Source organism: Halomonas sp. MS1 (assembly GCF_024182575.1).
GTDB lineage: Bacteria > Pseudomonadota > Gammaproteobacteria > Pseudomonadales > Halomonadaceae > Vreelandella.
Window position 1 is genome coordinate 3,535,344 of sequence record NZ_CP098926.1, and the last position, 20,486, is coordinate 3,555,829.

Annotated in this window: 17 protein-coding genes; 8 read left to right on the plus strand and 9 right to left on the minus strand. The window is 51.6% G+C overall.

The features are described from left to right. Positions 1-194 precede the first annotated feature (194 nt). The 4 genes from NF683_RS16285 to NF683_RS16300 all read left to right on the plus strand — a co-directional run bounded on the left by NF683_RS16285 (position 195) and on the right by NF683_RS16300 (position 3,111). A complete protein-coding gene (locus tag NF683_RS16285; RefSeq protein WP_038483793.1) occupies positions 195-872 on the plus strand; it encodes a TetR/AcrR family transcriptional regulator in 678 nt (225 codons plus the stop codon). After that, on the plus strand, positions 850-1,371 hold the full coding sequence (locus NF683_RS16290) for a L,D-transpeptidase (RefSeq protein ID WP_089038201.1): 522 nt from the start codon (positions 850-852) through the stop codon (positions 1,369-1,371). The genes NF683_RS16285 and NF683_RS16290 overlap by 23 nt, the downstream gene beginning before the upstream one ends. Positions 1,372-1,452: 81 nt before the next feature. Then, positions 1,453-2,463: a beta-N-acetylhexosaminidase gene (gene nagZ, locus NF683_RS16295; protein WP_089038202.1), complete on the plus strand. Its 1,011-nt coding sequence runs from the start codon at positions 1,453-1,455 to the stop codon at positions 2,461-2,463. Positions 2,464-2,532: 69 nt separating this feature from the next. Next, positions 2,533-3,111, plus strand: coding sequence for a hypoxanthine-guanine phosphoribosyltransferase (locus NF683_RS16300; protein WP_089038203.1), 579 nt, complete (start codon positions 2,533-2,535; stop codon positions 3,109-3,111). A 9-nt stretch (positions 3,112-3,120) separates the two neighbouring features. On the opposite strand, the gene ppsR is transcribed toward NF683_RS16300, so the two are convergent. Continuing rightward, positions 3,121-3,954 carry a posphoenolpyruvate synthetase regulatory kinase/phosphorylase PpsR gene (gene ppsR / locus NF683_RS16305; RefSeq protein ID WP_193060614.1) on the minus strand — a complete coding sequence of 278 codons (834 nt, stop codon included), beginning with the start codon at positions 3,952-3,954 and terminating at the stop codon, positions 3,121-3,123. A gap of 281 nt (positions 3,955-4,235) precedes the next feature. Between ppsR and ppsA the strand changes: the two genes are divergently transcribed. Continuing rightward, complete coding sequence (gene ppsA, locus NF683_RS16310; RefSeq protein ID WP_253920448.1) at positions 4,236-6,620, plus strand: phosphoenolpyruvate synthase; 2,385 nt, start codon at positions 4,236-4,238, stop codon at positions 6,618-6,620. Between the two features lie 110 nt (positions 6,621-6,730). Here ppsA and NF683_RS16315 read toward each other — a convergent pair whose 3' ends face one another. From NF683_RS16315 to acnB, 3 genes are all read right to left on the minus strand, one after another. Next, entirely contained in the window at positions 6,731-8,617 is a 1,887-nt protein-coding gene (locus NF683_RS16315; protein WP_089038206.1) for a glycerophosphodiester phosphodiesterase family protein, read from the minus strand. A 67-nt stretch (positions 8,618-8,684) separates the two neighbouring features. Beyond that, positions 8,685-9,179, minus strand: coding sequence for a ribonuclease E activity regulator RraA (gene rraA, locus NF683_RS16320; protein WP_253920449.1), 495 nt, complete (start codon positions 9,177-9,179; stop codon positions 8,685-8,687). Between the two features lie 194 nt (positions 9,180-9,373). Then, on the minus strand, positions 9,374-11,977 hold the full coding sequence (acnB, locus tag NF683_RS16325; RefSeq protein WP_253920450.1) for a bifunctional aconitate hydratase 2/2-methylisocitrate dehydratase: 2,604 nt from the start codon (positions 11,975-11,977) through the stop codon (positions 9,374-9,376). 521 nt (positions 11,978-12,498) lie between these two features. Between acnB and miaE the strand changes: the two genes are divergently transcribed. Then, positions 12,499-13,155 carry a tRNA-(ms[2]io[6]A)-hydroxylase gene (gene miaE / locus NF683_RS16330; RefSeq protein WP_038483807.1) on the plus strand — a complete coding sequence of 219 codons (657 nt, stop codon included), beginning with the start codon at positions 12,499-12,501 and terminating at the stop codon, positions 13,153-13,155. Between the two features lie 30 nt (positions 13,156-13,185). Beyond that, positions 13,186-17,091 (plus strand): AAA family ATPase, encoded by a 3,906-nt coding sequence (locus tag NF683_RS16335; RefSeq protein ID WP_253920451.1) that lies wholly within the window; start codon positions 13,186-13,188, stop codon positions 17,089-17,091. Between the two features lie 8 nt (positions 17,092-17,099). Here NF683_RS16335 and NF683_RS16340 read toward each other — a convergent pair whose 3' ends face one another. Genes NF683_RS16340 through queC form a run of 4 tightly spaced genes read right to left on the minus strand, consistent with a single transcriptional unit; the run spans position 17,100 to position 19,571 of the window. Next, entirely contained in the window at positions 17,100-17,381 is a 282-nt protein-coding gene (locus tag NF683_RS16340; protein ID WP_253920452.1) for a YkgJ family cysteine cluster protein, read from the minus strand. Continuing rightward, complete coding sequence (locus NF683_RS16345; protein ID WP_253920453.1) at positions 17,378-18,217, minus strand: 6-pyruvoyl trahydropterin synthase family protein; 840 nt, start codon at positions 18,215-18,217, stop codon at positions 17,378-17,380. Before NF683_RS16345 ends, NF683_RS16340 begins: the two co-directional genes overlap by 4 nt. Further along, positions 18,217-18,861 carry a 7-carboxy-7-deazaguanine synthase gene (gene queE, locus NF683_RS16350; RefSeq protein ID WP_253920454.1) on the minus strand — a complete coding sequence of 215 codons (645 nt, stop codon included), beginning with the start codon at positions 18,859-18,861 and terminating at the stop codon, positions 18,217-18,219. Before queE ends, NF683_RS16345 begins: the two co-directional genes overlap by 1 nt. Then, the gene (gene queC, locus NF683_RS16355) at positions 18,861-19,571 is read right to left on the minus strand and encodes a 7-cyano-7-deazaguanine synthase QueC (RefSeq protein WP_253920455.1); all 711 of its coding nucleotides are present in this window, start codon (positions 19,569-19,571) and stop codon (positions 18,861-18,863) included. Before queC ends, queE begins: the two co-directional genes overlap by 1 nt. Before the next feature lie 203 nt (positions 19,572-19,774). Here queC and NF683_RS16360 point away from each other — a divergent pair, with 203 nt between their 5' ends. Further along, on the plus strand, positions 19,775-20,191 hold the full coding sequence (locus NF683_RS16360) for an SRPBCC family protein (RefSeq protein ID WP_125747528.1): 417 nt from the start codon (positions 19,775-19,777) through the stop codon (positions 20,189-20,191). 53 nt (positions 20,192-20,244) lie between these two features. On the opposite strand, the gene NF683_RS16365 is transcribed toward NF683_RS16360, so the two are convergent. Next, positions 20,245-20,484, minus strand: a complete 240-nt coding sequence (locus NF683_RS16365; protein ID WP_193060606.1) for a DUF2789 domain-containing protein — start codon at positions 20,482-20,484, stop codon at positions 20,245-20,247. Positions 20,485-20,486: the final 2 nt, after the last annotated feature.

Below are 20,486 nucleotides of genomic sequence, written 5' to 3' on the forward strand. Positions count from 1 at the left end.
TGGTGTCAGGAATGGAGATAGGAACGACGAGTGTGAGGGGCTCTGTCGACGGAGCGTCTGATGGCAGGTGTTTGAATAGGGGCCTAGGGTGCATTTGAGCGTTGGGTAAAAAGCTAAAGATAAGTGATTGAGCCAAATAGCGTTATGGCATAGTATTTAACGATGTTTTAAACACTCGTTTTCTGGAGGGCGCTATGGCGCAATCTGATACGGTAACACGTATCCTCGATACCGCTGAGGTGCTGTTTGCCGAGCGTGGTTTTGCCGAAACATCGCTACGCAATATCACCAGTAAAGCACGGGTTAATTTGGCTGCCGTCAATTACCACTTTGGTTCTAAAAAGGCGCTTATCCAGGCGGTATTTGCGCGCTATTTAGATCCCTTCTCACAACGTTTTCACACGGCGCTTGATGAGCTGGAAGCGCAGTACAACGGTGATGTGATTCCGCTTGAAGTGCTGTTGGAAACAATGGCAAGCACGGTGCTGGCAGTGCCAGCTGAGCGCAATAGCCTGAAGGTGTTTATGCGTCTGCTAGGGTTGGCGTATAGCCAGGCACAAGGGCATTTACGCCGTTATATCCAACAGCAGTACGGAGACGTGTTTACCCGCTTTACTGAGTTGGTGCGCCAGGCAACGCCAGATTTACCTGATGCTGAGCGTTTTTGGCGACTGCATTTCATGCTGGGCACCGTGATTTTTACGCTGTCGGGTTTAGATGCGCTGCGTGACATTGCCGCGAAAGACTATAATGAGCAAGTAACCGTCAGGGATTTGGTAAGACGTTTACGCCCTGTCGTGGTTGCTGCCATGAATGCTCCGCTACCGCCTGCTGCTGATGAAGGACATTATGCGAACGCCCACGCTAGCTGAACTACCCCCGCAGAATGGTGGTTGGATAGACATCAATATCAAACACCAGCAGCTATGCTGGTGGCAAGGGCGCACGCTGCAGTACACGTGCGCTGTGTCCACCGGTGAAAAAGGCGTAGGGCAGCAGGAAGGCAGTGGTCAAACCCCCCTGGGATGGCATTATATCCGCGCATCGATAGGGGGCGGTTTAGCTGATAATGCTGTTTTTCGGGGGCGGCGGTGGACTGGGGAAGTGTTTACGTCGGCGCTTGCGGCGGAATTCCCTCATCGTGATTGGATCTTAACGCGCATTATGTGGCTCTGTGGTTTAGAGAGAGGAGTGAATCGAGGCGGGGATGTCGACACTCAGCGTCGTTTTATCTATCTTCATGGCACGCCACCTGATCAACCGATGGGCGTGGCCGCTTCACATGGGTGTATTCGGCTGCGCAATGATGATCTGCTTTATCTTTTTGAACATGCGCCGCCGGGCACACCCGTTTGGCTTCATAATGGCTAAGCGTAGGCAGCTTATTATTGATTTTTTGACACGAGAGATTGATCAACTAAAATTGACGGCCCTTTTGTTGGATCCATCACAATGACTCAATCTTTAGGCCCGGTCATGCTTGACCTTGAAGGGCCGCGATTAACCAAAGCTGAAAAACATCTTTTGATGGACCCTGCTGTGGGCGGTGTCATTTTATTCGCTAGAAATGTCGAGAATGCTTACCAGGTTAGAAAGCTTTGCAGTGATATTCGTCGTGTTCGCGGCGAGCTGTTACTTGGTATTGATCAAGAAGGCGGTCGCGTTCAGCGAATTAAAGAAGGCGTTACTCGCATGCCAGCCATGGCACGCATTGGTGATCAATTCGCTGAGGATTCGGCATCCGGTCTTGCACTAGCAAAAGACGCGGGTTGGTTGCTGGGCATGGAAATGGCTGCTTGCGGTCTGGATATCAGCTTTGCGCCTGTTTTAGATGTCGAAAGTGGCATCTCTAGTGTTATCGGTGATCGCAGCTTCAGCACCGACCCTGCACACGTCGCTGCGCTGGGTCAGTGTTTTATCAACGGTTTGCATGAAGCGGGTATGGCGGCGGTAGGTAAGCATTTTCCTGGCCATGGTGGCGTTGCCGCTGACTCCCATGTGGCGTTACCTGTGGATGACCGTCCGCTGGCGCTTATTAAACAGCGCGATCTTGTTCCGTTTAGCCAGCTTGCTACTCAGCTTGATGGTGTTATGCCTGCCCATGTTATTTATAGTGCGTTTGACTCACGTCCTGCTGGCTTCTCACCTAGTTGGTTGGGAATGTTAAGAGAGTCCCTGGGGTTTAAAGGTTGTATCTTTTCAGATGATTTAAGCATGGCGGGTGCTCATGAAGCGGGTGACCCGAAGGAGCGCGCCAGGGCTGCCCTTGCCGCAGGATGCGATATGCTATTGGTCTGTAATGACCGCTCTGCAGCGTTAGACGTTGTTGAAGCATGCCAAGGATTACACAGTAAACGACCAATCAAGCTACGCTATGGACGAGCCCGTCCAGACGTGGATGCGCTAACGGCACTTGGCCGCTGGCGTCGTACCCATGCCAAATTAGAAGCGTTGGCGAATTAACCCCATCTTTTCTTAAGTTATTTTCGTTTTTAAGTCACTGACTAGTTAACCCCCTCTTGGAGTAACCCGATGTCCAAACTGGATAAAGAGGCGCTTGAGTCGCTTGACTCAATGCGTGAGTTGATGGATAACGCTGACTGCTTGATTTCTCAACAACAAGTTGAGCGTGCACTGGATCGAATGGCTGAGGAAATTAGTAAAGATCTAGGGGATAAGTTACCGGTTTTTTACTGCGTTATGAATGGCGGCTTGATCACAACAGGGCACCTGCTAACCCGATTAGGTTTCCCTCTAGAAGTCGATTATCTGCATGCCACCCGCTATCGCAATGAGTTGCGTGGTGGCGAACTTTTTTGGCGTGTTTCTCCAGAAATTCCCATGGCAGGGCGCCACGTCGTCATCGTCGATGACATTCTTGATGAGGGCTCTACGTTAGCCGCTATTCTTGCCTACTGCGAGGAAGCCCAAGCGGCGAGCGTTACAACGGCCGTACTAGTGGATAAGCAGCATGATCGTAAAGCGGTACCTGGCTTAAAAGCCGATTACTGTAGCCTAGAGGTTGCAGATCGTTACGTGTTCGGCTTTGGCATGGATTACAAAGGCTACTGGCGTAATGCCCCTGGAATATTTGCTCCCAAGGGCATGTAATGCTCTGGCCTAGCGGGGCGAGAAGCGCCTAGCTAGGCCTGTCTCTGCAATCATTCGGGTTGATATCTCTTCTACTGAAAAGCGTGTCGTATCGATAAACGGGATGTGCATCGAGCGATATAGCGACTCAGCCTGTTCAACTTCTTGCAAACACTGATCCATTGAACTGTAGCGGCTGTTGGGGCGGCGCTCGTTGCGTATTGCTGCTAGTCTGCGAGCATCAATTGTCAGACCAAACAGCTTGTGTCTATGGGGGGCGAGTGCCTTGGGTAGTTTTAAACTGCCATCTTCATCCAAGTCATCTTCAGTTAATGGGTAGTTAGCTGCTCGAATACCAAATTGAAGCGCTAGATAAAGAGAGGTGGGTGTTTTGCCGCAACGTGAAACGCCAACCAGAATAATGTCGGCTTTATCGTATTGGTGCGTTCGTGCGCCATCATCATTATCTAGCGCAAAATGGACGGAATGGATGCGATCCATGTAGACATCATCGCTACCAATCGAGTGCGTTCTGCCGACGCTGTAAGAGGAGTGCGTTTCTAACTCTTGCTCTAGGGGTTCTAAAAAGGTAGAGAAGATATCCACCTTGAAGCCTGAGGCCTGTCGAATGACGTTACGGATATCCTGATCCACAATGGTATCAATGATAATCGGCCGATGGCCGTCACGGACGGCGGTAGAGTCGATTATTTCCGCTAAAGCTCGAGCCTTTTCCAGCGTATCAATGTAGGGCTTTGTCAGCATATTAATTTCAACATCACTAAATTGAGCTAACAGGCTACGCCCAAGGCTTTCTGCCGTAATGCCAGTACCATCAGAAATAAAAAAGGCTGTTCGCTTCATCACTAAATCCGTCAATAAATAAAGTTGCTATTGTGGGGTGAGGCGTGGGTTAGCACAATCGTTGCCAAGCCATTCACTTTGCAGTTCGTTTTAACGCTTATTTAATAAAAATTACCTCATTAAGACTACATAAAAAGCCCTTTATTGCACTTTGTTGTAAAAATCCTCCACTCCGTTCGCTATTAGACCAATGGCGAATGCGGCGGGGCGATGCTAGTGTGACATGGTCAATTAGAGTCGGCCTGTCAGGTCGCAAAGCAGTCTAAAAGCGAGGGGGTTGCGTGGAAGAGTACATTCTATGGTTCGATCAGCTAGGTATGGCAGACGTCGAACGTGTGGGTGGTAAAAACGCTTCGCTTGGCGAAATGATCTCGAACTTATCAGGTGTGGGCGTGACAGTGCCGGGTGGATTTGCCACGACGGCCCATGCCTATCGTGAGTTTCTCTCTCACGAAGGACTAAATGACCGCATCAACGCCACCCTTGCTCGCCTTGATGTCGATGACGTTAAAGCGTTGGCAGAGGCTGGCAAGACTATCCGCCAGTGGATTATTGATACGCCACTTCCCCCTGCATTTGAACATGCTTTACGCGGCGCCTATGAGCAGCTTCAGGCTAAGCATCCCAGTTTGAAAGTTGCCGTACGCAGCTCCGCCACGGCAGAAGATCTGCCTGATGCGTCTTTTGCTGGTCAGCAGGAAACGTTCCTTAATATTGAAGGTTTTGACAATATTAAACAGGCGGTGCACGAAGTGTTTGCATCGCTATTTAATGACCGCGCGATCTCTTACCGCGTACACCGCGGCTACGCCCATGAGAATGTGGCGCTGTCTGCGGGTGTGCAGAAGATGGTGCGTTCTGAGACAGGTGCTTCCGGGGTTATGTTTACGCTGGATACCGAGTCTGGTTACCGCGACGCAGTGTTTGTTACTGCTTCCTGGGGGCTTGGCGAAACCGTCGTCCAGGGGGCTGTCAATCCTGATGAATTTTATGTGCACAAGCCCACGCTTGAGGCTGGCCGTCCCGCAGTGCTACGCCGGACGCTAGGCTCTAAACTGATCAAAATGATCTATGGGCAAGATGCCAGCGCTGGTAAATCGGTTGAAACTGTTGATGTGTCTCTGAACGATCGTGGTCGGTTCTGTATTAACGATGAGCAGATCATGGATCTTGCACGGCAAGCCATGACCATTGAAAAACATTACCAGCGTCCGATGGATATCGAGTGGGCACTGGATGGTGATGATGGTCAGCTTTACATCGTTCAAGCGCGTCCTGAAACCGTTGTTTCACAACAGGAAGGAGGAAAGTTAGAACGCTTCCACCTGCGTGAAAAAGGACGCACGCTGATTACCGGGCGGGCGATTGGTCAGCGGATTGGGCGTGGCACGGTAAAAACAGTGCTTAGCCCAGAAGAAATGGACAAGGTCCAAGAGGGTGACATCCTTGTGACAGACATGACCGACCCAGATTGGGAGCCGATCATGAAGCGTGCATCAGCGATTGTTACTAATCGCGGTGGACGAACCTGTCACGCGGCCATCATTGCCCGGGAACTGGGTATACCAGCCGTGGTCGGTTGCGGAGATGCGACCACTCAGCTTAAAGAGGGCATTGATGTCACGGTGTCCTGTGCCGAAGGTGACACTGGCCACGTATATGAAGGGCTTCTGGCATTTGACTGCAAGGTCTCAAGTGTCGATGCGATGCCTGAGATTCCCTTCAAGATTATGATGAATGTGGGTAACCCGGACCGTGCATTTGGCTTTGCTGGCTTACCCCACGCTGGGGTTGGTCTTGCTAGGCTGGAATTCATCATTAACCGTATGATCGGTGTTCACCCCAAAGCGCTGTTGGATTACGACACGCTGCCTGCTGATCTTCAGCAGGTCATCGATTTGCGTACTGCCGGTTACGATGATCCTGTTAGTTTCTATGTTGATAAGCTGGTTGAAGGCATCTCAACCCTGGCCGCTGCTTTCCATCCTCAGCGAGTGATCGTAAGGCTCTCTGATTTTAAATCAAATGAGTACGAAAACCTCATTGGTGGCAAGCTTTATGAGCCCGGTGAAGAGAACCCAATGCTTGGCTTCAGAGGGGCCTCGCGTTATATCTCGGATGCCTTTAGGCCCTGTTTTGAGCTGGAATGCCGAGCGCTGAAGCGGGTTCGTGAAGAAATGGGCTTTGATAACGTTGAAATCATGGTGCCCTTTGTTCGCACAACCGATGAAGCACGCGAGGTCGTAGAGTTGTTAGCGGCTAATGGCTTGCCGCGGGGCGGTGAGTCTAATCCTGATGGCTTAAAAGTTATCATGATGTGTGAGTTACCGGCTAACGCACTACTGGCTGATGAGTTCCTCGAGTACTTTGATGGTTTCTCGATTGGTTCCAACGATTTGACCCAGCTGACGCTTGGTCTTGATCGTGACTCGGGTATCGTTGCGCATCTGTTTGATGAACGAAATCCAGCGGTGAAAAAGCTATTAGCAATGGCCATCAAAGCCTGCAAAGCACAAGGCAAGTATGTTGGCATTTGTGGCCAAGGCCCTTCTGATCATCCTGATTTGGCCAAGTGGTTAATGGAACAGGGAATTGATTCTGTCTCCTTAAACCCAGATGCGGTGCTTGAAACCTGGTTTATGCTGGCGGGTGAAACCATCGAATAATACTGTCAGCTCGCAGGACTGGCTCGCAACACCAGTGAGTGACATAGTGGGTTGAGTTGCTTATCTTCGCCCGGCCATTGGCCGGGCGAAGAATCATAAAGAGATCTTTGCTATTGGCGTAGCCAATTGCGCAGTTTTACCAGCATTAGGCCGCCGTCGCTCAGCGCACGGCGGTCTTCTATTAGCTCGCTCAAACGGTCTGGATAGTCAGTGATTATCGCATCAACCCCAAGATCAATCAGTGCCGACATGCGCGTTTGGTCATTCACTGTCCAGGCATGTATTTCGTAGTTATAAAGCGCCGCCAATCGAATTTCTTGTGGTGTGATACGGTTATGACGCAGGCCTAAAGCATCGAATTGGCGTCGATCCAGTGTGCCAGCCAAGATCAGTTGGGCGAGTAAGGTAATGCGTAATTCGGGGGCTTGCTGTTTTAAATAAGTCACCATACTGGGCGACATGGTTGCCATGCGCATTTCCAGGAATACATTTGGAAACCCGCAGTTCGCGTTCGCATTGAGCGCGTTATCCTGGGTTGCCCAGCAGCGATAACGAATGTCACTTTCTGCCTCAAGGGTTGCTAATACGGCGCGAGCGAGTCTCTCTTCGTCGCCAGGCGAGGGCTTCATGTCAATCATTAAGCCTGCGCGTCCTCGCACTAGCGCCAAAGCATCATCCAAACCAGCAATCCTTTCGTCTTGAAAGGCATCGCCAAACCAGCTGCCGACATCAACTTTGCTCAACTCTGCTCTAGTGAGTGAATCAAATTCTCGCCGATCGCCTGTTAGCCGGGCCAAGCTGCGATCATGGTAAAGAAGCACCTGGTTGTCAGCACTCAGGCGAACATCCAGTTCTACCGCATCGGCACCGTCTTCAAGCGCTTGTTTTATCGCGGATAAGGTATTCTCCGGCGCTACCATCGAGCTTCCTCGGTGGGCGATGATCGCTACGTTATCGCGTATTTCAAAGCTGTTGAGTATCCACCATGCTTGTAGCCCCGCTAGTAGCAGTACGCTTAGTTCAATCGCCCACGCAAGGCGACCAGGATGGGCGTGTTCCGACCGAGGCGAAGGGCGTGTCTCTCGAAAAGCCAGTTGCAAGTATAAGCACGCTGATAGGAGGGCATTGGTGGCAATACCTAAAAATGTAATGGTTAACGTAACCAGTACGTAGCTGGTTAAATAAGCCAACATCGCTGGAATCAGCACGGCATTATGTTCGGGTAGCCCCCATAACAGAGGCGTCACGACACTATCAAATAGCCATGTAGAGATAATCGGCAGACTGATAATGACGATCAGGACTGTCAAGACCGCCACACCAATCGAACGGTGCCAGCCGCGAGTTAAGCGCACGCTACGCTTAAGTGCTTGGAAAGGGGAGCAGTTGTCCAACGCTACTAACGGTAGCGCTAGTAACCAACGCAGGTAGAGCCACGCAGCAAGCCCAAGCCAGATAATCAGTAACGGCAGTGCGCAAGCAATAAAATACCACAGCGAGGCTGGGCGGGTTTGTTGTAAATAGTAGGGATCTATACCGCTTAACCACACATCATAAAGCCACGCTAAGCCCATCATAAAAGGGGCTAGAAGCAACAAGTGGGCTCCTACCTGAAGAATGACCAGGCCCGCCAGTGCTGGTAAGCGGCGTGTGCTTAACCACAGTGCTTCAAAGGCGAGTCGATAGTGGTTGTCTTTAGGTCTGACGGCAACCAGCAGCATGCCTGCTTGTTGCCAATAAATCAGTAAGAATGCAAAACCAAGACCCACGAGCAACGCAACTAAGCCCAGTGGACTAAATAGCAGTGTAATCAGCGCATCATTGGTGACGACTGTTCGGTTGAGTTGCGCTAGTAAGGCCCGAGAGATCCACGCAATCAATGGCACTACAAGAGCAGAGGCTAATAGGGTGAAGAGCAGGTGATAGGCAATGAGAGGACGAAGATGGTCGCGTAGAGTGTGGAGTAGGGTGTAGCCCAATTGGTTAAGCGGCTGCATGGTCACAATTTTGTCAGAGTTGAATTACCAGGGTGGCACTAAGTACCACACCTGGCAAGCCCTTGCCTTAGGAGAGCTCAAGCGGTTTTTCGGCGATAATAATGCCGTTGTTATCTGCGTAAAGCCATTGTCCAGTGTGTAACGTGGCGCCTGCAAAGGTAATAGGTATATCGCGTTGTCCTTCGCCGCGCTTTTCGCTCTTGCGCGGATGGTTGCCTAACGCTTGAACGCCAAGTGGCAGTGTGACAAGAATATCGACGTCTCGTACACAGCCATACATCACCACACCAGCCCAGCCATTTTTAGCGGCTTGCTCGGCGAGCATATCACCAAGCATGGCACAGCGGTGTGACCCGCCAGCATCCACAACTAGCACTGCACCATCACCTGGTTCGGCAACAGCTTGCTTAACCATTGAGTTGTCTTCAAAACACTTAACGGTACGAATAGGGCCGTAAAAACTGTCGACGCCACCATAATTAGCAAACATCGGTTCAAGTACTATTGCGTCAGGATTCGCATCACATAAATCTGGTGTGACAACAGGGGTTGCATATGTCATTACACGCTCCTATGAAGCATTATCTTCAAAATTAGCCCATGAAGATCCATTGTTGAAAGTCAGGCGGCCATAAAAAAACGCCCCAGCCTGCAAGCAGGTTGGGGCGTTCGGTCATCGGCTCAAAAAGGAGACATTGTCATCCTTCTTGCGATGTTGCGAGCATCGGCGATAAGTTCTCGGTACTGCAAAGAGCATTAAGCTTCTTGGGCAACCGGAATCACGTTCGAGGCGATTTTTTGATACTCCTCGATTTCGTGGAAGTTCATGTAACGATATATTTCTCCAGCGAGTGCGTCAAATTCACTCATGTAGCGCTGGTACTCTTCCACGGTTGGAAGGCGGCCTTCCACGGCAGCGACGGCTGCGAGTTCCGCTGAGGCGAGGTATACATTGGCACCATCACCTAAGCGGTTCGGGAAGTTACGTGTAGACGTAGACACAACAGTGCTTTTCGCTGCAACGCGTGCCTGGTTACCCATACACAGTGAACATCCCGGCATTTCCATACGGGCGCCAGCACGGCCATAAATGCCGTAATAGCCTTCTTCGGTAAGCTGGTGCTGATCCATTTTGGTCGGCGGCGCCAGCCAAAGGCGCGTTTTCAGGCTGCCCGCAGGCTGTTTTTCAAGTAGTTTACCGGCTGCACGGAAGTGACCAATGTTGGTCATGCAAGAACCGATAAATACTTCATCAATTTTTTCGCCGGCCACGTCTGATAGCAGACGAGCATCATCAGGATCATTAGGCGCACAAAGAACGGGTTCTTTAATTTCGCTCAAATCAATTTCGATGACTTCGGCGTAGTCAGCATCTTTGTCAGCACGCATCAAGCTTGGGTTATCAAGCCATGCTTCCATACCTTCGATACGACGGCTGATAGTGCGTTCGTCACCGTAGCCATTCGCAATCATCCACTTCAGCAGTGTGATGTTGGATTTAAGGTACTGGGTGACACTTTCTTCAGACAGGGTGATTGTACAACCTGCTGCACTGCGCTCTGCTGAAGCGTCGGAAAGCTCGAAAGCTTGCTCGACGGTCAGGTCTTCAAGACCTTCAATTTCCAATACACGGCCAGAGAAAGCGTTCTTCTTGCCGGATTTCTCAACGGTTAGCAGTCCCTGCTTGATGGCGTAGAGGGGAATAGCGTGAACCAGGTCGCGCAGTGTCACGCCCGGCTGGCGCTCACCTTTAAAGCGCACCAGTACGGATTCCGGCATGTCCAGCGGCATAACGCCAGTCGCAGCAGCAAACGCTACCAGACCAGAACCTGCTGGGAACGAAATGCCCAGCGGGAAACGGGTGTGAGAGTCACCGCCGGTACCCACTGTGTCGGGCAGCAGCATACGGTTCAGCCAGCTGTGGATGATGCCGTCGCCGGGGCGAAGAGAGACGCCGCCACGGTTCATGATGAAGTCAGGCAGTGTGTGGTGAGTATCCACATCGACAGGCTTTGGATAGGCCGCAGTGTGACAGAATGACTGCATGACCAAGTCGGCCTGGAAACCAAGGCACGCTAAGTCTTTCAGCTCGTCACGGGTCATCGGCCCGGTTGTGTCCTGAGAGCCAACGGTGGTCATCTTCGGCTCGCAGTACATGCCGGGGCGTACGCCGTCCAGGCCACACGCTTTACCGACCATTTTTTGAGCAAGGGTAAAGCCCTTGCCAGTATCAACCGGCTGGTCTGGCAGGCGGAAAACATCAGAAGGCTCAAGGCCTAGCGATTCACGCGCTTTACCGGTTAAACCGCGACCGATAATCAGCGGAATGCGTCCACCTGCGCGCACTTCGTCAAGAATCAGCTGGGTTTTAAGTTCGAAGGTTGTCAGTACTTCGTCGGTACCGTGCTTGCACACTTTACCTTCGTATGGATAGACATCAATGATGTCGCCCATTTCCAGTTTGGCAACATCCATTTCAACCGGCAGTGCACCAGAATCTTCCATAGTATTGAAGAAGATCGGGGCGATCTTGGCACCAAAACAGAAGCCGCCAGCGCGCTTGTTGGGCACGTAAGGAATGTCGTCGCCGAAGAACCAGAGTACAGAGTTAGTGGCGGACTTGCGTGAAGAGCCAGTACCAACGACGTCGCCCACATAGGCAACGGGGAAGCCTTTCGCTTTAACTTCTTCAATTTTTTTCAGCGGGCCTGTCGTGCCTTGCACTTCGGGTTCAATACCTTCGCGCTCGTTTTTGAGCATGGCATTGGCATGCAGCGGGATGTCTGGGCGCGACCATGCGTCAGGCGCAGGAGAGAGGTCGTCAGTATTGGTTTCGCCAGGAACCTTAAAGACGGTTAAGGTGATTTTCTCTTCCAGTGCAGGCTTGGAGAGGAACCACTCTGCAGCAGCCCAAGACTGAATAACGTCTTTAGCAACCGCATTGCCATTTTTGGCGCGCTCTTCAACGTCATGGAACGAATCAAACATGAGAAGGGTATGCTTGAGCTGTTCGCCAGCTTCACGAGCAAGTTCTTCATTGTCTAATAGTTCGACCATGGAGACGATGTTATAACCGCCTTGCATGGTGCCGAGAAGTTTGACGGCATGGATCTTATCGATCAGCGGAGAGGTGGCTTCACCTTTAGCAATCGCGGTTAAGAAACCTGCTTTTACATAAGCAGCTTCATCAACACCTGGGGGGACTCGGTTGGTGATTAGGTCAAGAATAAACTCTTCTTCACCTGCCGGCGGATTTTTAAGTAGCTCAATTAAGGCAGCGACTTGTTCGGCGTTCAGGGGCTTGGGCGGTACGCCCTCTGCAGCGCGTTCCTCGACATGTTGGCGGTAAGCTTCAAGCACGTTGGGGCCCTCTCATCTTCTTAATGGTGACGAGCGCATACCCACACGGTATTGAGTATGTGCCCGGACACGTGACATACGCTTGACAAACAGCGTCTGGTGGATGAGGTGGATTCTACGGGAAACTGTCGACAATGTTAAGGCGGCAAGCTCCTGAGGGCCTTGTACTTTATGTTGAGGAGATGGTGTAGGGTTTCTTAATAGCGCGTTTTTTTCTTAATTAATCCAGCGGGTGGAAGTTTTTTACCGAACAGGCGTAATTGAGGGTGAGGGCGCGTGTGATTATTGTGATGCCGCGTTACCATACTGTTTGATTATTTCGTCGTATTATTATCACTACGACAGCTGAATCGCGGGTATTGTGGTGTGGAGCTTCAATATAAGCGTAATTTTATATTAGATATGTGCTATATAAAAAGTGCTGTTACGGCTCTTTCAACAGCGAGCGTAATGGCAGGGAACAAACGCCCAGGGCGTTTATATGTTGTACAATAGTGAGATAAGCGCTTGGTAATGGTGTTATGTCGATACAATTAAATATGTTGCAACCTGTAGGTCATGCGCTTCAAGCGGATGATTTACTGCCAGAATGTCTCCATCAGTTTCTTGCGTGCTCAACGCCTGATGCATGGCTGCAATGGGCGTTGGATAACCCAGAGATACTTCTTATTGACCATGCTCAGTGTGAGAAAAAAGCCGCCTCAACGGCAATGAGCTTGCTCTATCGTTACGTTGATCAGCCGTTACTATTAAGCAAGATGTCGCAACTGGCTCGAGAAGAACTCCTGCATTTCGAGCAGGTAGTTGGCTTAATGGAGAAGCGAGGCGTGGCGTACCGTCATCTTACTGCGTCACGCTATGCCGAAGGCTTGCGCAAGCATGTACGTAGCAATGACCCTGAGCGTTTAATTGATGTGTTAATTATAGGTGCGCTCATTGAAGCACGTAGCTGCGAGCGCTTTGCGCGCTTAATTCCTTATTTAGATGAAGAGCTTGCCAAGTTCTATCGCACGTTAGTGAAGTCAGAAGGTCGTCACTTTGAAGACTATTTGCTGCTTGCAAGACAGCAAACATCGGCATCAATAGATGACAGAATCGCCTTTTTTGTGGCGCGTGAAGCGGAGTTGATTACTTCGCCAGATACGGCTTTTCGTTTTCATAGCGGTGTGCCTGCTTAAGCCACCGCTAGTCTAGGTAGGATATGTATCATGCGCGATGCTCGTGAGACAGACCAACTGACCCTGTTTGGCCATTTCTCTTTAGCACAAGGAGAAGATGTGCTGACGCACTTCAGTTATGACAAGGTAAAAGCGCTGCTCGTTTATTTGTTGCTGCACCGACAGCCGGTCAACCGAGCTTCCCTCGCAGAGTTGCTTTGGCCAGACCAGGGGCTGTCATCGGGCAGAACCAACCTACGTCATGCGCTTCACTGTCTGCGTCAGTCGATGGGGGACAATGCCGAGCAAGTGTTGAACGTATCTCGCCAGACCATCGCTTTTCAGTTGCCTGCCCACTGGCGGGTTGACTTGCACGAATTACAGCAATTGTTGGAAGGCCCTCGAGATTTGGCGAACCTCGAAGAGGTGATGTCGTGTTATCAGGGGGATTTGATAGAAGAACTCCAGCTTGCCAACTGCAGCGAATTTCAACGCTGGTTAGTTCAGGTGCGAAACGAGTGGCGTCAGCGTGTTATCCGTTTCGCTGAGCAGGTGTTAGATGCCCACTCCGATGTACCTGACAATCTATTGGAAGGTTTAGTCAGTCGCTTTTCTGGCTACGGTCCATTTCATGAACGTCTGGTACGTCAGTTGGCCGAGAAAAATCAGATGGCGGCTGCCCATGAACAGTACAACAGCTATCTACAGTTGTTAGCGCTTTCTGGACAGCAGCCCGAACCGAGCTTTCTACAGTTAGCTAATTATTGGTCAGATGGTCACCATGATCCGCGTGTATTGAGCCCGCAAGGCGCTTTTTCGCGCGTGTTGGCAGCGGATAGTAAGCCTCTTCGCGAAGATGAAATTGAGCTGCGCCAGTTATCTGTGATGGCTATCCGGCTTAAGTTACAAGGTGATTGGCAAGATCGCGCGGCTACCCGGAACTGTTTGGCGCTTCAATTAGAGCTACTGCGCTGGTTAGAGCAGCAGTGTCATCACTTAGGTGGCTTCTGGTTGCCGGGCGCAACAGGTGGGCTTGGCTTGGCCTGCTTTGGTACCCATGGTCCGGCTCATCAGTTGGCAGAGCTGGTTGCGCTTTATGAGCACTGCCGTCTGGCGTTGCCTTTAGAGTCCCAGCGTCACTGGATCGGTGACGGTGATCCTCCAAAATTTGAGCTCGCCGCAGGTCTTAATAGCGGAAGAGTGGTTTATCTACCTGAACGTCAGCTAGCTGACCCGCTTGGCCAAGTAACCCAAGTATCACTGGAGTTAATGAGCGCTGCAGAGGGTAGCGAGTTGGTGATCTCTCAAGAAGCCAGCCAGCACATGCCGCCTGCACTTGATTTGCAACCGCGGTTGGTATCTCGCTTAGTGGCTAGCGATGGCCGCGTCCGCTTGAGAGCGTTAGTGCTGGGAGTGAATGAGGGCGGTAGGGATGCACTACCTCCCAGTTTAGTGGGTCGAGAAACATCACTACGCACGCTAAGAGACGCGTTGGCGAGGGCAGGCATTGGCTTGCGCCAGAGTGTGCTAGTACGTGGTGCATCCGGGATGGGTAAATCTGCGCTAATGGTGGGTTTTCGCCAGTTAGAACTGAGTCGTGATGCTGCCATTTGTTGGCAGCCAACGACGCGGCTATCGGTGCTAGAGCCCTACGGTGTCGCACGTACTCTGCTCGCTTGGTATGTTGAAGCAACGCCAACTTGTGAAGCTGTTCGTCAATTGCAAGAAACGCTCTCCTTAGAGCCTCTGGAGGATGAACGTCAGCAACTGCTTGAAGAAGCGCTCGGTGTGCGTGATGTTCAAGAAGTGGCCCAGTTAACTCAGAATGGTGAGGCTATTGAGCTAGTTGTAAAGCTGTTACACCGCTTAATCGATCATCTGGCCAGTTCACGGACATTGGTACTAATGATTGATGATCTGCAATGGCTTGATGAACCTTCATTCAAGGTGTTGGCAGGGCTACAAGCTCGGTTGCCGATCAATACAGCCTTCATGCTGGTCGCCAGTCACCATGGCCGAGAGCCACTGCCGGTCAAATTGCACTGGGATCAGCAAATTACCCTTGGAAGGCTGGATGCGCAGCAGTCGTCTCGCTTGCTTTCTCAGTTATCCCGCCGGTATCGCATTCATTTAAGCCCGCGGCTACGCAATCAAATCATTGAGCGTTGCGACGGGGTGCCGCTGTATATGCAAGAGATTTGCCGGCGTTTAGATATGGATCGCCGCGAAGGTCGCAGTGTACAGTTTGATGAGCTGCCCAAAGGGTTGTTAGGACTGCTGGCTAGCCGAATTGACCAGTTGGAGGGTGATCGGGAAATTGCCCACGTAGCGGCGGTATTAGGCAAGCGTTTCCGTCTTGATTTTCTGCAAGAGTGCAGTGGTTGGGAAAAGCCGCGGCTGTGCCAAGCAATTGAGCACATGCGGCAGCTGGAAATTATCGAGTCTGTGGATAAAGAAGGGGGAGAGCCGGAGCATCAGTTTAGCCACCAACTGCTGCAAGAAGCCGCTTATCTTTCGTGCCCGAGGGATGTGCGGGTTAAGCTTCATCAGCAGGTAGTCACGCTGATTGAAGAGCGCTTCCCTGTATGGATCAGCCGCCACCCAGGTGATTTTGCAACCCACCTACGCCGCAGCGGCCACTACGCCAGGGGAGCTCGTTACTTTGAACTGGCCGCACGGGAAGCCCTCAAGGTGAGTGCTAACCGTACGGCACTGCGCATGGCAGACTTCGGACTTGCTAGCTTGCGTCATGTGGATCATGAAGTTGAGCGCGAAGTGAGCCTGCTGACCGTGCGTGGCCAAGCGGCCTTCGCCTTAGAGGGGCATGGTTCGCCCACTGCGCATGAGAGCTTTGTGCGTGCGAGGGAGTTGCTTCGCCAGTCGGATGGCGCCGCTACGGAAGATCCCGAAGACCTTGAGCAAATATTTTTGGTTAAGTGGGGCTTATGGGTTGGCCGAAGTCAGCGCTATGCCCACGCCGATGCATTTGCGCTCGCTTCGACGCTGGCAGACATTGCTGGGCGTTTAGAAGATCCGCGCTACCAAAGGCTGGCAGATTATGCACGGGCACATTGCGAATACTGGGCTGGACGCATTCAGCAAGCGCATGACCACCTGGACGAAATTGACCCGCTCAATGCGCAAATGATGATTGAATGGCTGCCATTCTCTGATCACCCGCAAGTAACCGCGGCTTCTTTCCAAGGCTGGACGCTCTGCTTGCGTGGTGACTATCAGCGCGCAGAGCGGCATATCTCTTCCGCGATCCGATTAGCTGAAAAAATTGGCCATCCAGGTACGCTTGCCATGGCGTTGATGTTTTCCGCCGCGCTTTATCGGCAGCTTGGCCATGTACATCTAGCAGCACGACACGCCGAGCGTGCTGCTGCAATGACGGGTACGCCCGATTTGCAGCTGTGGCAGATTTCTGCCCAGGGAATTCTTGGCTGGCAGCGAGCTCTTGCGGGTGACCAGGGGGGCTTAGTGCAGGTGCGGGACAGTCTGGACCAGATGGCAGAGCTGAATGGACGTGATCGCTATCAGCGTCCGGTCCTGTGGTACTCAGATGCGTGTATTGAGCTTGGCGAGTTAAAAGCGGCTGAAGATTATCTGGATCAGTGTCTGGTCATTGCCAAAGAGCGCACAACGCTCTTTTTACCTGAGTTGGCAACGCAGTTAGCTAAAGTGCGCGATTTGCTCGGGCACCCTGCTAATGAAGTGAAAGCGCTGGCTGAAATGGCCATTAACCAGGCTCGTGAGCATGGCAATCGCCATCAGGAGCTTGCCGCACTCGAACTTTGGTTAACGCGTATTGCACCAAACGACCTGCAGGCCAAAGAAGCATTTAGACGCTTGTTAAGTGAAGTGAGCCATAGCGATGCGCCAGTGCTTGTTCGCTGGGTTAGTCTGCTTGATAGACGGTTGCCCCACGCGGTAAGTGTTGAAAACGAAACCTGAACGGGTGACTAACGCGTTGTTGTTTCCAGCCAGTGAAGTGTGGCGAGCGCCTCTTCTCGGTGTTCGCCACACACATCAGCATCATAGTCGAACCGCGCACACACGGCAGGACGGCTAGGATCGCCAAATAACCTGCATAGATTGTCATCACTTAACTGTACGCATCGAACGCCCGCCGGTTTGCCATTTGGCATGCCGGGTATATAAGAGGTAATCGACGGTGCAATACAGCAAGCACCGCAGCCTGCTCGGCAGGCGGCGGTGTCTGTTGCGAAAACGTGACTACTCATGGCGAGGCTTCTGCCGTTGCGCCTTTATCAATTCCTTCAAATGCCTGAACCAGTGTTTTATGGCCGCTGTGTTCTGCAATACTCTTGGCAAGCCATAACGCAATATTCTCGACGGTTGTCGGCTTGGGCAGTACACAGCAGCGTTCTTGAGGCAGTGTGATCGAAAATGTGCCTTGTGCAGACTGGTAACGGCAGGTCAGCTTTTCATCAATCTGGCTTTCAATATCGGCCTGTTCAAGCAGATATCGATTATCCAGCCATGCTGCCCAGCGCTGCTCAAGCGCTGGCTGACGTGCCTGATGCTGCCAGATAAACAGGCGCGAGCGGTGGCCATGGGCAATCCGCTGACAGTTGCCGAGATGCCGTTTCAGTCCGTGAGTGTAGCCATAGGCAGCGCCGTCTATAGGCTCGTCACTCAGCGTTAGCGTGACACTGTGGACATTAGCTGGCCGTTGCTCTTGCTTCGTCAGCTGTGAGCTTAAATAGTGGGTGACACGCTCAACAGTGATGGTATCCCAGGGGAGCAAGGTAAATGCTTGGGCTGGCCCGCGAACTTCCATTTCGTAAGGAGTCGCTGTTCTAATGCAGATACCTTCAGCGCAGTCAGTAACCTTAATGCCGGGCGCGTTGACAGGTACGAGCAGCGTATGGTCTAGGCCACTATCGAGTGTGCGTTTGATCCAAGGCTTAACTTCCCCGAAGTCAAAAAGCATACCATCTTCGCCTAGCTCCCCATCCAGTTGAGCATCTACTTGCCAGCTACAGCCTACCAACCCTTTTGTAGGGCACCACAGTGAAACATCAATATGGCTGAGACGATTTACAAATAACGCCATTACTCAAATCCTGCAATCTTGTGCGTTTGAAGCGATAGCCGCCACTGGGGGTTAGCCATGCAATACTCGGTGGTTGCCTGAACCGTCGCGTGATTTCTCTGCGCTATGCCGTGGTCCATCGGCTGCAAAAAAAAGTGGTTGAAGTCCAAATTGGCGAATTGAGTGGGTGGCGCTGCATATTGTGGGAAAACCAGCTTTAACTCATCGCCACGGGTGACCACCAATGAGTTTGTGCCCTTCGGGCTAACACATAGCCAGTCAATTCCTGGCGGTGGCATGACCGTTCCATTCGTTTCAACGGCCACTTCAAACCCATCGCTGTGTAGTAGTGCGATCAGCGGGGTATCAAGCTGGAGTAATGGCTCGCCGCCCGTGAATACTACGTAGGGCGTTGCTCTCCCCGCATGAACTGGCCAAAGGGCTTTAATGTGATCAGCGAGTTCACGTGGAGTGTTAAAGCGCCCACCGTTAATGCCATCCGTACCGATAAAATCGGTGTCGCAAAAGGAGCATTTTGCGCTGGCGCGATCGATTTCACGCCCAGACCACAAATTGCAGCCGCTAAAGCGGCAAAATACGCTGGCACGGCCTGCCTGTGCACCTTCGCCCTGCAAGGTATAAAAGGCTTCTTTGACGTGATACATCAGCCGGTAACCTGTGCAGGGGTAGATTCATACGCCAGTGGGTCTGAAGTATTGTTGGCTGCGAACGCCGCCAGCCGTTCACGGCAACTGCCGCACTTGCCGCAAGCCAGTGGGCGCCCTTCATAGCAGGTCCAGGTATCACGGTAGTTCAGGCCCATTGCTAAGCCATCGCGCAAGATATCGGCTTTGCTCGATGCTAGATAAGGTGCATGCAGCGTTATCGGTTCAAAATTAGCGATGCCAGCGACCTGGTTCATTGCGTGAACAAATTCAGGGCGGCAGTCAGGGTAGAGAATATGATCACCGCCGTGGGCGCCGTAATCGACACGCCCCGCACCGATATTAACTGCCTTAGCAATGGCTAACGAAAGCAGAATCATATTGCGGTTAGGGACAACGGTGGTAGGGAGGTTATCAGCGGCGTAGTCACCTTCAGGCATTGATATATCTGGGTTGGTCAGCGCTGAGTTATCAATTAAACCGTGAATAGCACGTATATCAACGACTTGATGGGGAATATCGTGCTGCTTACAAACTGCTTTCGCTATGTCCAGTTCTTTGGCGTGGCGTTGGCCATAATCAAAGGAGAGCGCATGAACCTCGAGCCCTTCTTTAATTGCGCGGTGAAGAACGGTATAGGAGTCCATGCCGCCGGAATAAATCACAACGGTAGATGACGCGTCTGCGCCAGAGGTAGGGGGTAACGACATAATAATTACTCATTGGCCGGAGAATTTATTGAGTGCTTTAGCGTCGCGCTAAATGAGATTCCGGGGTCCGGTCCGGAAGGACGGCAGTTTACGCAATGCGGGCTTGCCTGGCCAGTGGTAGCCGCAATTGGTACCATTTTCTGTTCGGTATGCGCATGGGCCAACATGCTAAGCTAATCCTTCTAGTCGTAAGGGATGAATCCATGGCCACCATAGAACATAGCGAAATTATTAATGCTCAGCCTGAAAGAGTGTTTGAACTGCTGAGTCGAGTTGAAGATTTTGCTGACTATTCTGATCTCATTAGATCAATTGATACCTTAGGCGATAACCGTTATCGCTGGCATGTCCACGCGGTGGGTATGGATTGGTCATTTGATGTGGCAGTAACCGAGATCAAGCCACCTTATGTGCTGGCATGGGAATCATTGGAAGGCGTTAAAAACCAAGGTCGTTATCAATTGCGTGAAGTGCCGGAGGGGACAGAGGTATCGCTTACGCTGAGTTATGAAATCCGTAACCGATTGATGGAAAAAGCGGTGAACCGTGCTGCAAAGCCATTAGTAGGAAAAGTGAGCAGGCAAATTCTTGAGCGCGTTGAAGCTCGCCTCAACAGTTAATGGCTATATTGGCGCCGTTAGTGAGCGGCGCGCAAAGAGGTGTTTAGCAGCAATCAAGCTCGTTTGTGCATCGAGGCATCAAGGTGGTCGACAACTTCGGCCCAGTCGGCATCATCTTCCACGGCCTCACGAAGAAAATCAGCTTGGCCTTCGTTCCAGCAGGGTGCCTCCGCGAGCGGCATTTCTTTGGGAAGGGGGGAGTGGCGCTGAATAAAGTGCTCTATGGACTCTGCATCCGAGCGTAGCCCGAGTTGTTCAAATAGCTCGCTAAAATAGTGTACAGGCCGTTCCATAC

Bases quoted from the DNA above. Each gene is read 5' to 3' on its own strand.
- NF683_RS16285 (WP_038483793.1), top strand. From the start codon at position 195: ATGGCGCAATCTGATACGGTAACACGTATCCTCGATACCGCTGAGGTG.
- NF683_RS16290 (WP_089038201.1), top strand. From the start codon at position 850: ATGCGAACGCCCACGCTAGCTGAACTACCCCCGCAGAATGGTGGTTGG.
- nagZ (WP_089038202.1), top strand. From the start codon at position 1,453: ATGACTCAATCTTTAGGCCCGGTCATGCTTGACCTTGAAGGGCCGCGA.
- NF683_RS16300 (WP_089038203.1), top strand. From the start codon at position 2,533: ATGTCCAAACTGGATAAAGAGGCGCTTGAGTCGCTTGACTCAATGCGT.
- ppsR (WP_193060614.1), bottom strand. From the start codon at position 3,954: ATGAAGCGAACAGCCTTTTTTATTTCTGATGGTACTGGCATTACGGCA.
- NF683_RS16315 (WP_089038206.1), bottom strand. From the start codon at position 8,617: ATGCAGCCGCTTAACCAATTGGGCTACACCCTACTCCACACTCTACGC.
- rraA (WP_253920449.1), bottom strand. From the start codon at position 9,179: ATGACATATGCAACCCCTGTTGTCACACCAGATTTATGTGATGCGAAT.
- miaE (WP_038483807.1), top strand. From the start codon at position 12,499: ATGTCGATACAATTAAATATGTTGCAACCTGTAGGTCATGCGCTTCAA.
- NF683_RS16335 (WP_253920451.1), top strand. From the start codon at position 13,186: ATGCGCGATGCTCGTGAGACAGACCAACTGACCCTGTTTGGCCATTTC.
- NF683_RS16340 (WP_253920452.1), bottom strand. From the start codon at position 17,381: ATGAGTAGTCACGTTTTCGCAACAGACACCGCCGCCTGCCGAGCAGGC.
- NF683_RS16345 (WP_253920453.1), bottom strand. From the start codon at position 18,217: ATGGCGTTATTTGTAAATCGTCTCAGCCATATTGATGTTTCACTGTGG.
- queE (WP_253920454.1), bottom strand. From the start codon at position 18,861: ATGTATCACGTCAAAGAAGCCTTTTATACCTTGCAGGGCGAAGGTGCA.
- queC (WP_253920455.1), bottom strand. From the start codon at position 19,571: ATGTCGTTACCCCCTACCTCTGGCGCAGACGCGTCATCTACCGTTGTG.
- NF683_RS16360 (WP_125747528.1), top strand. From the start codon at position 19,775: ATGGCCACCATAGAACATAGCGAAATTATTAATGCTCAGCCTGAAAGA.
- NF683_RS16365 (WP_193060606.1), bottom strand. From the start codon at position 20,484: ATGGAACGGCCTGTACACTATTTTAGCGAGCTATTTGAACAACTCGGG.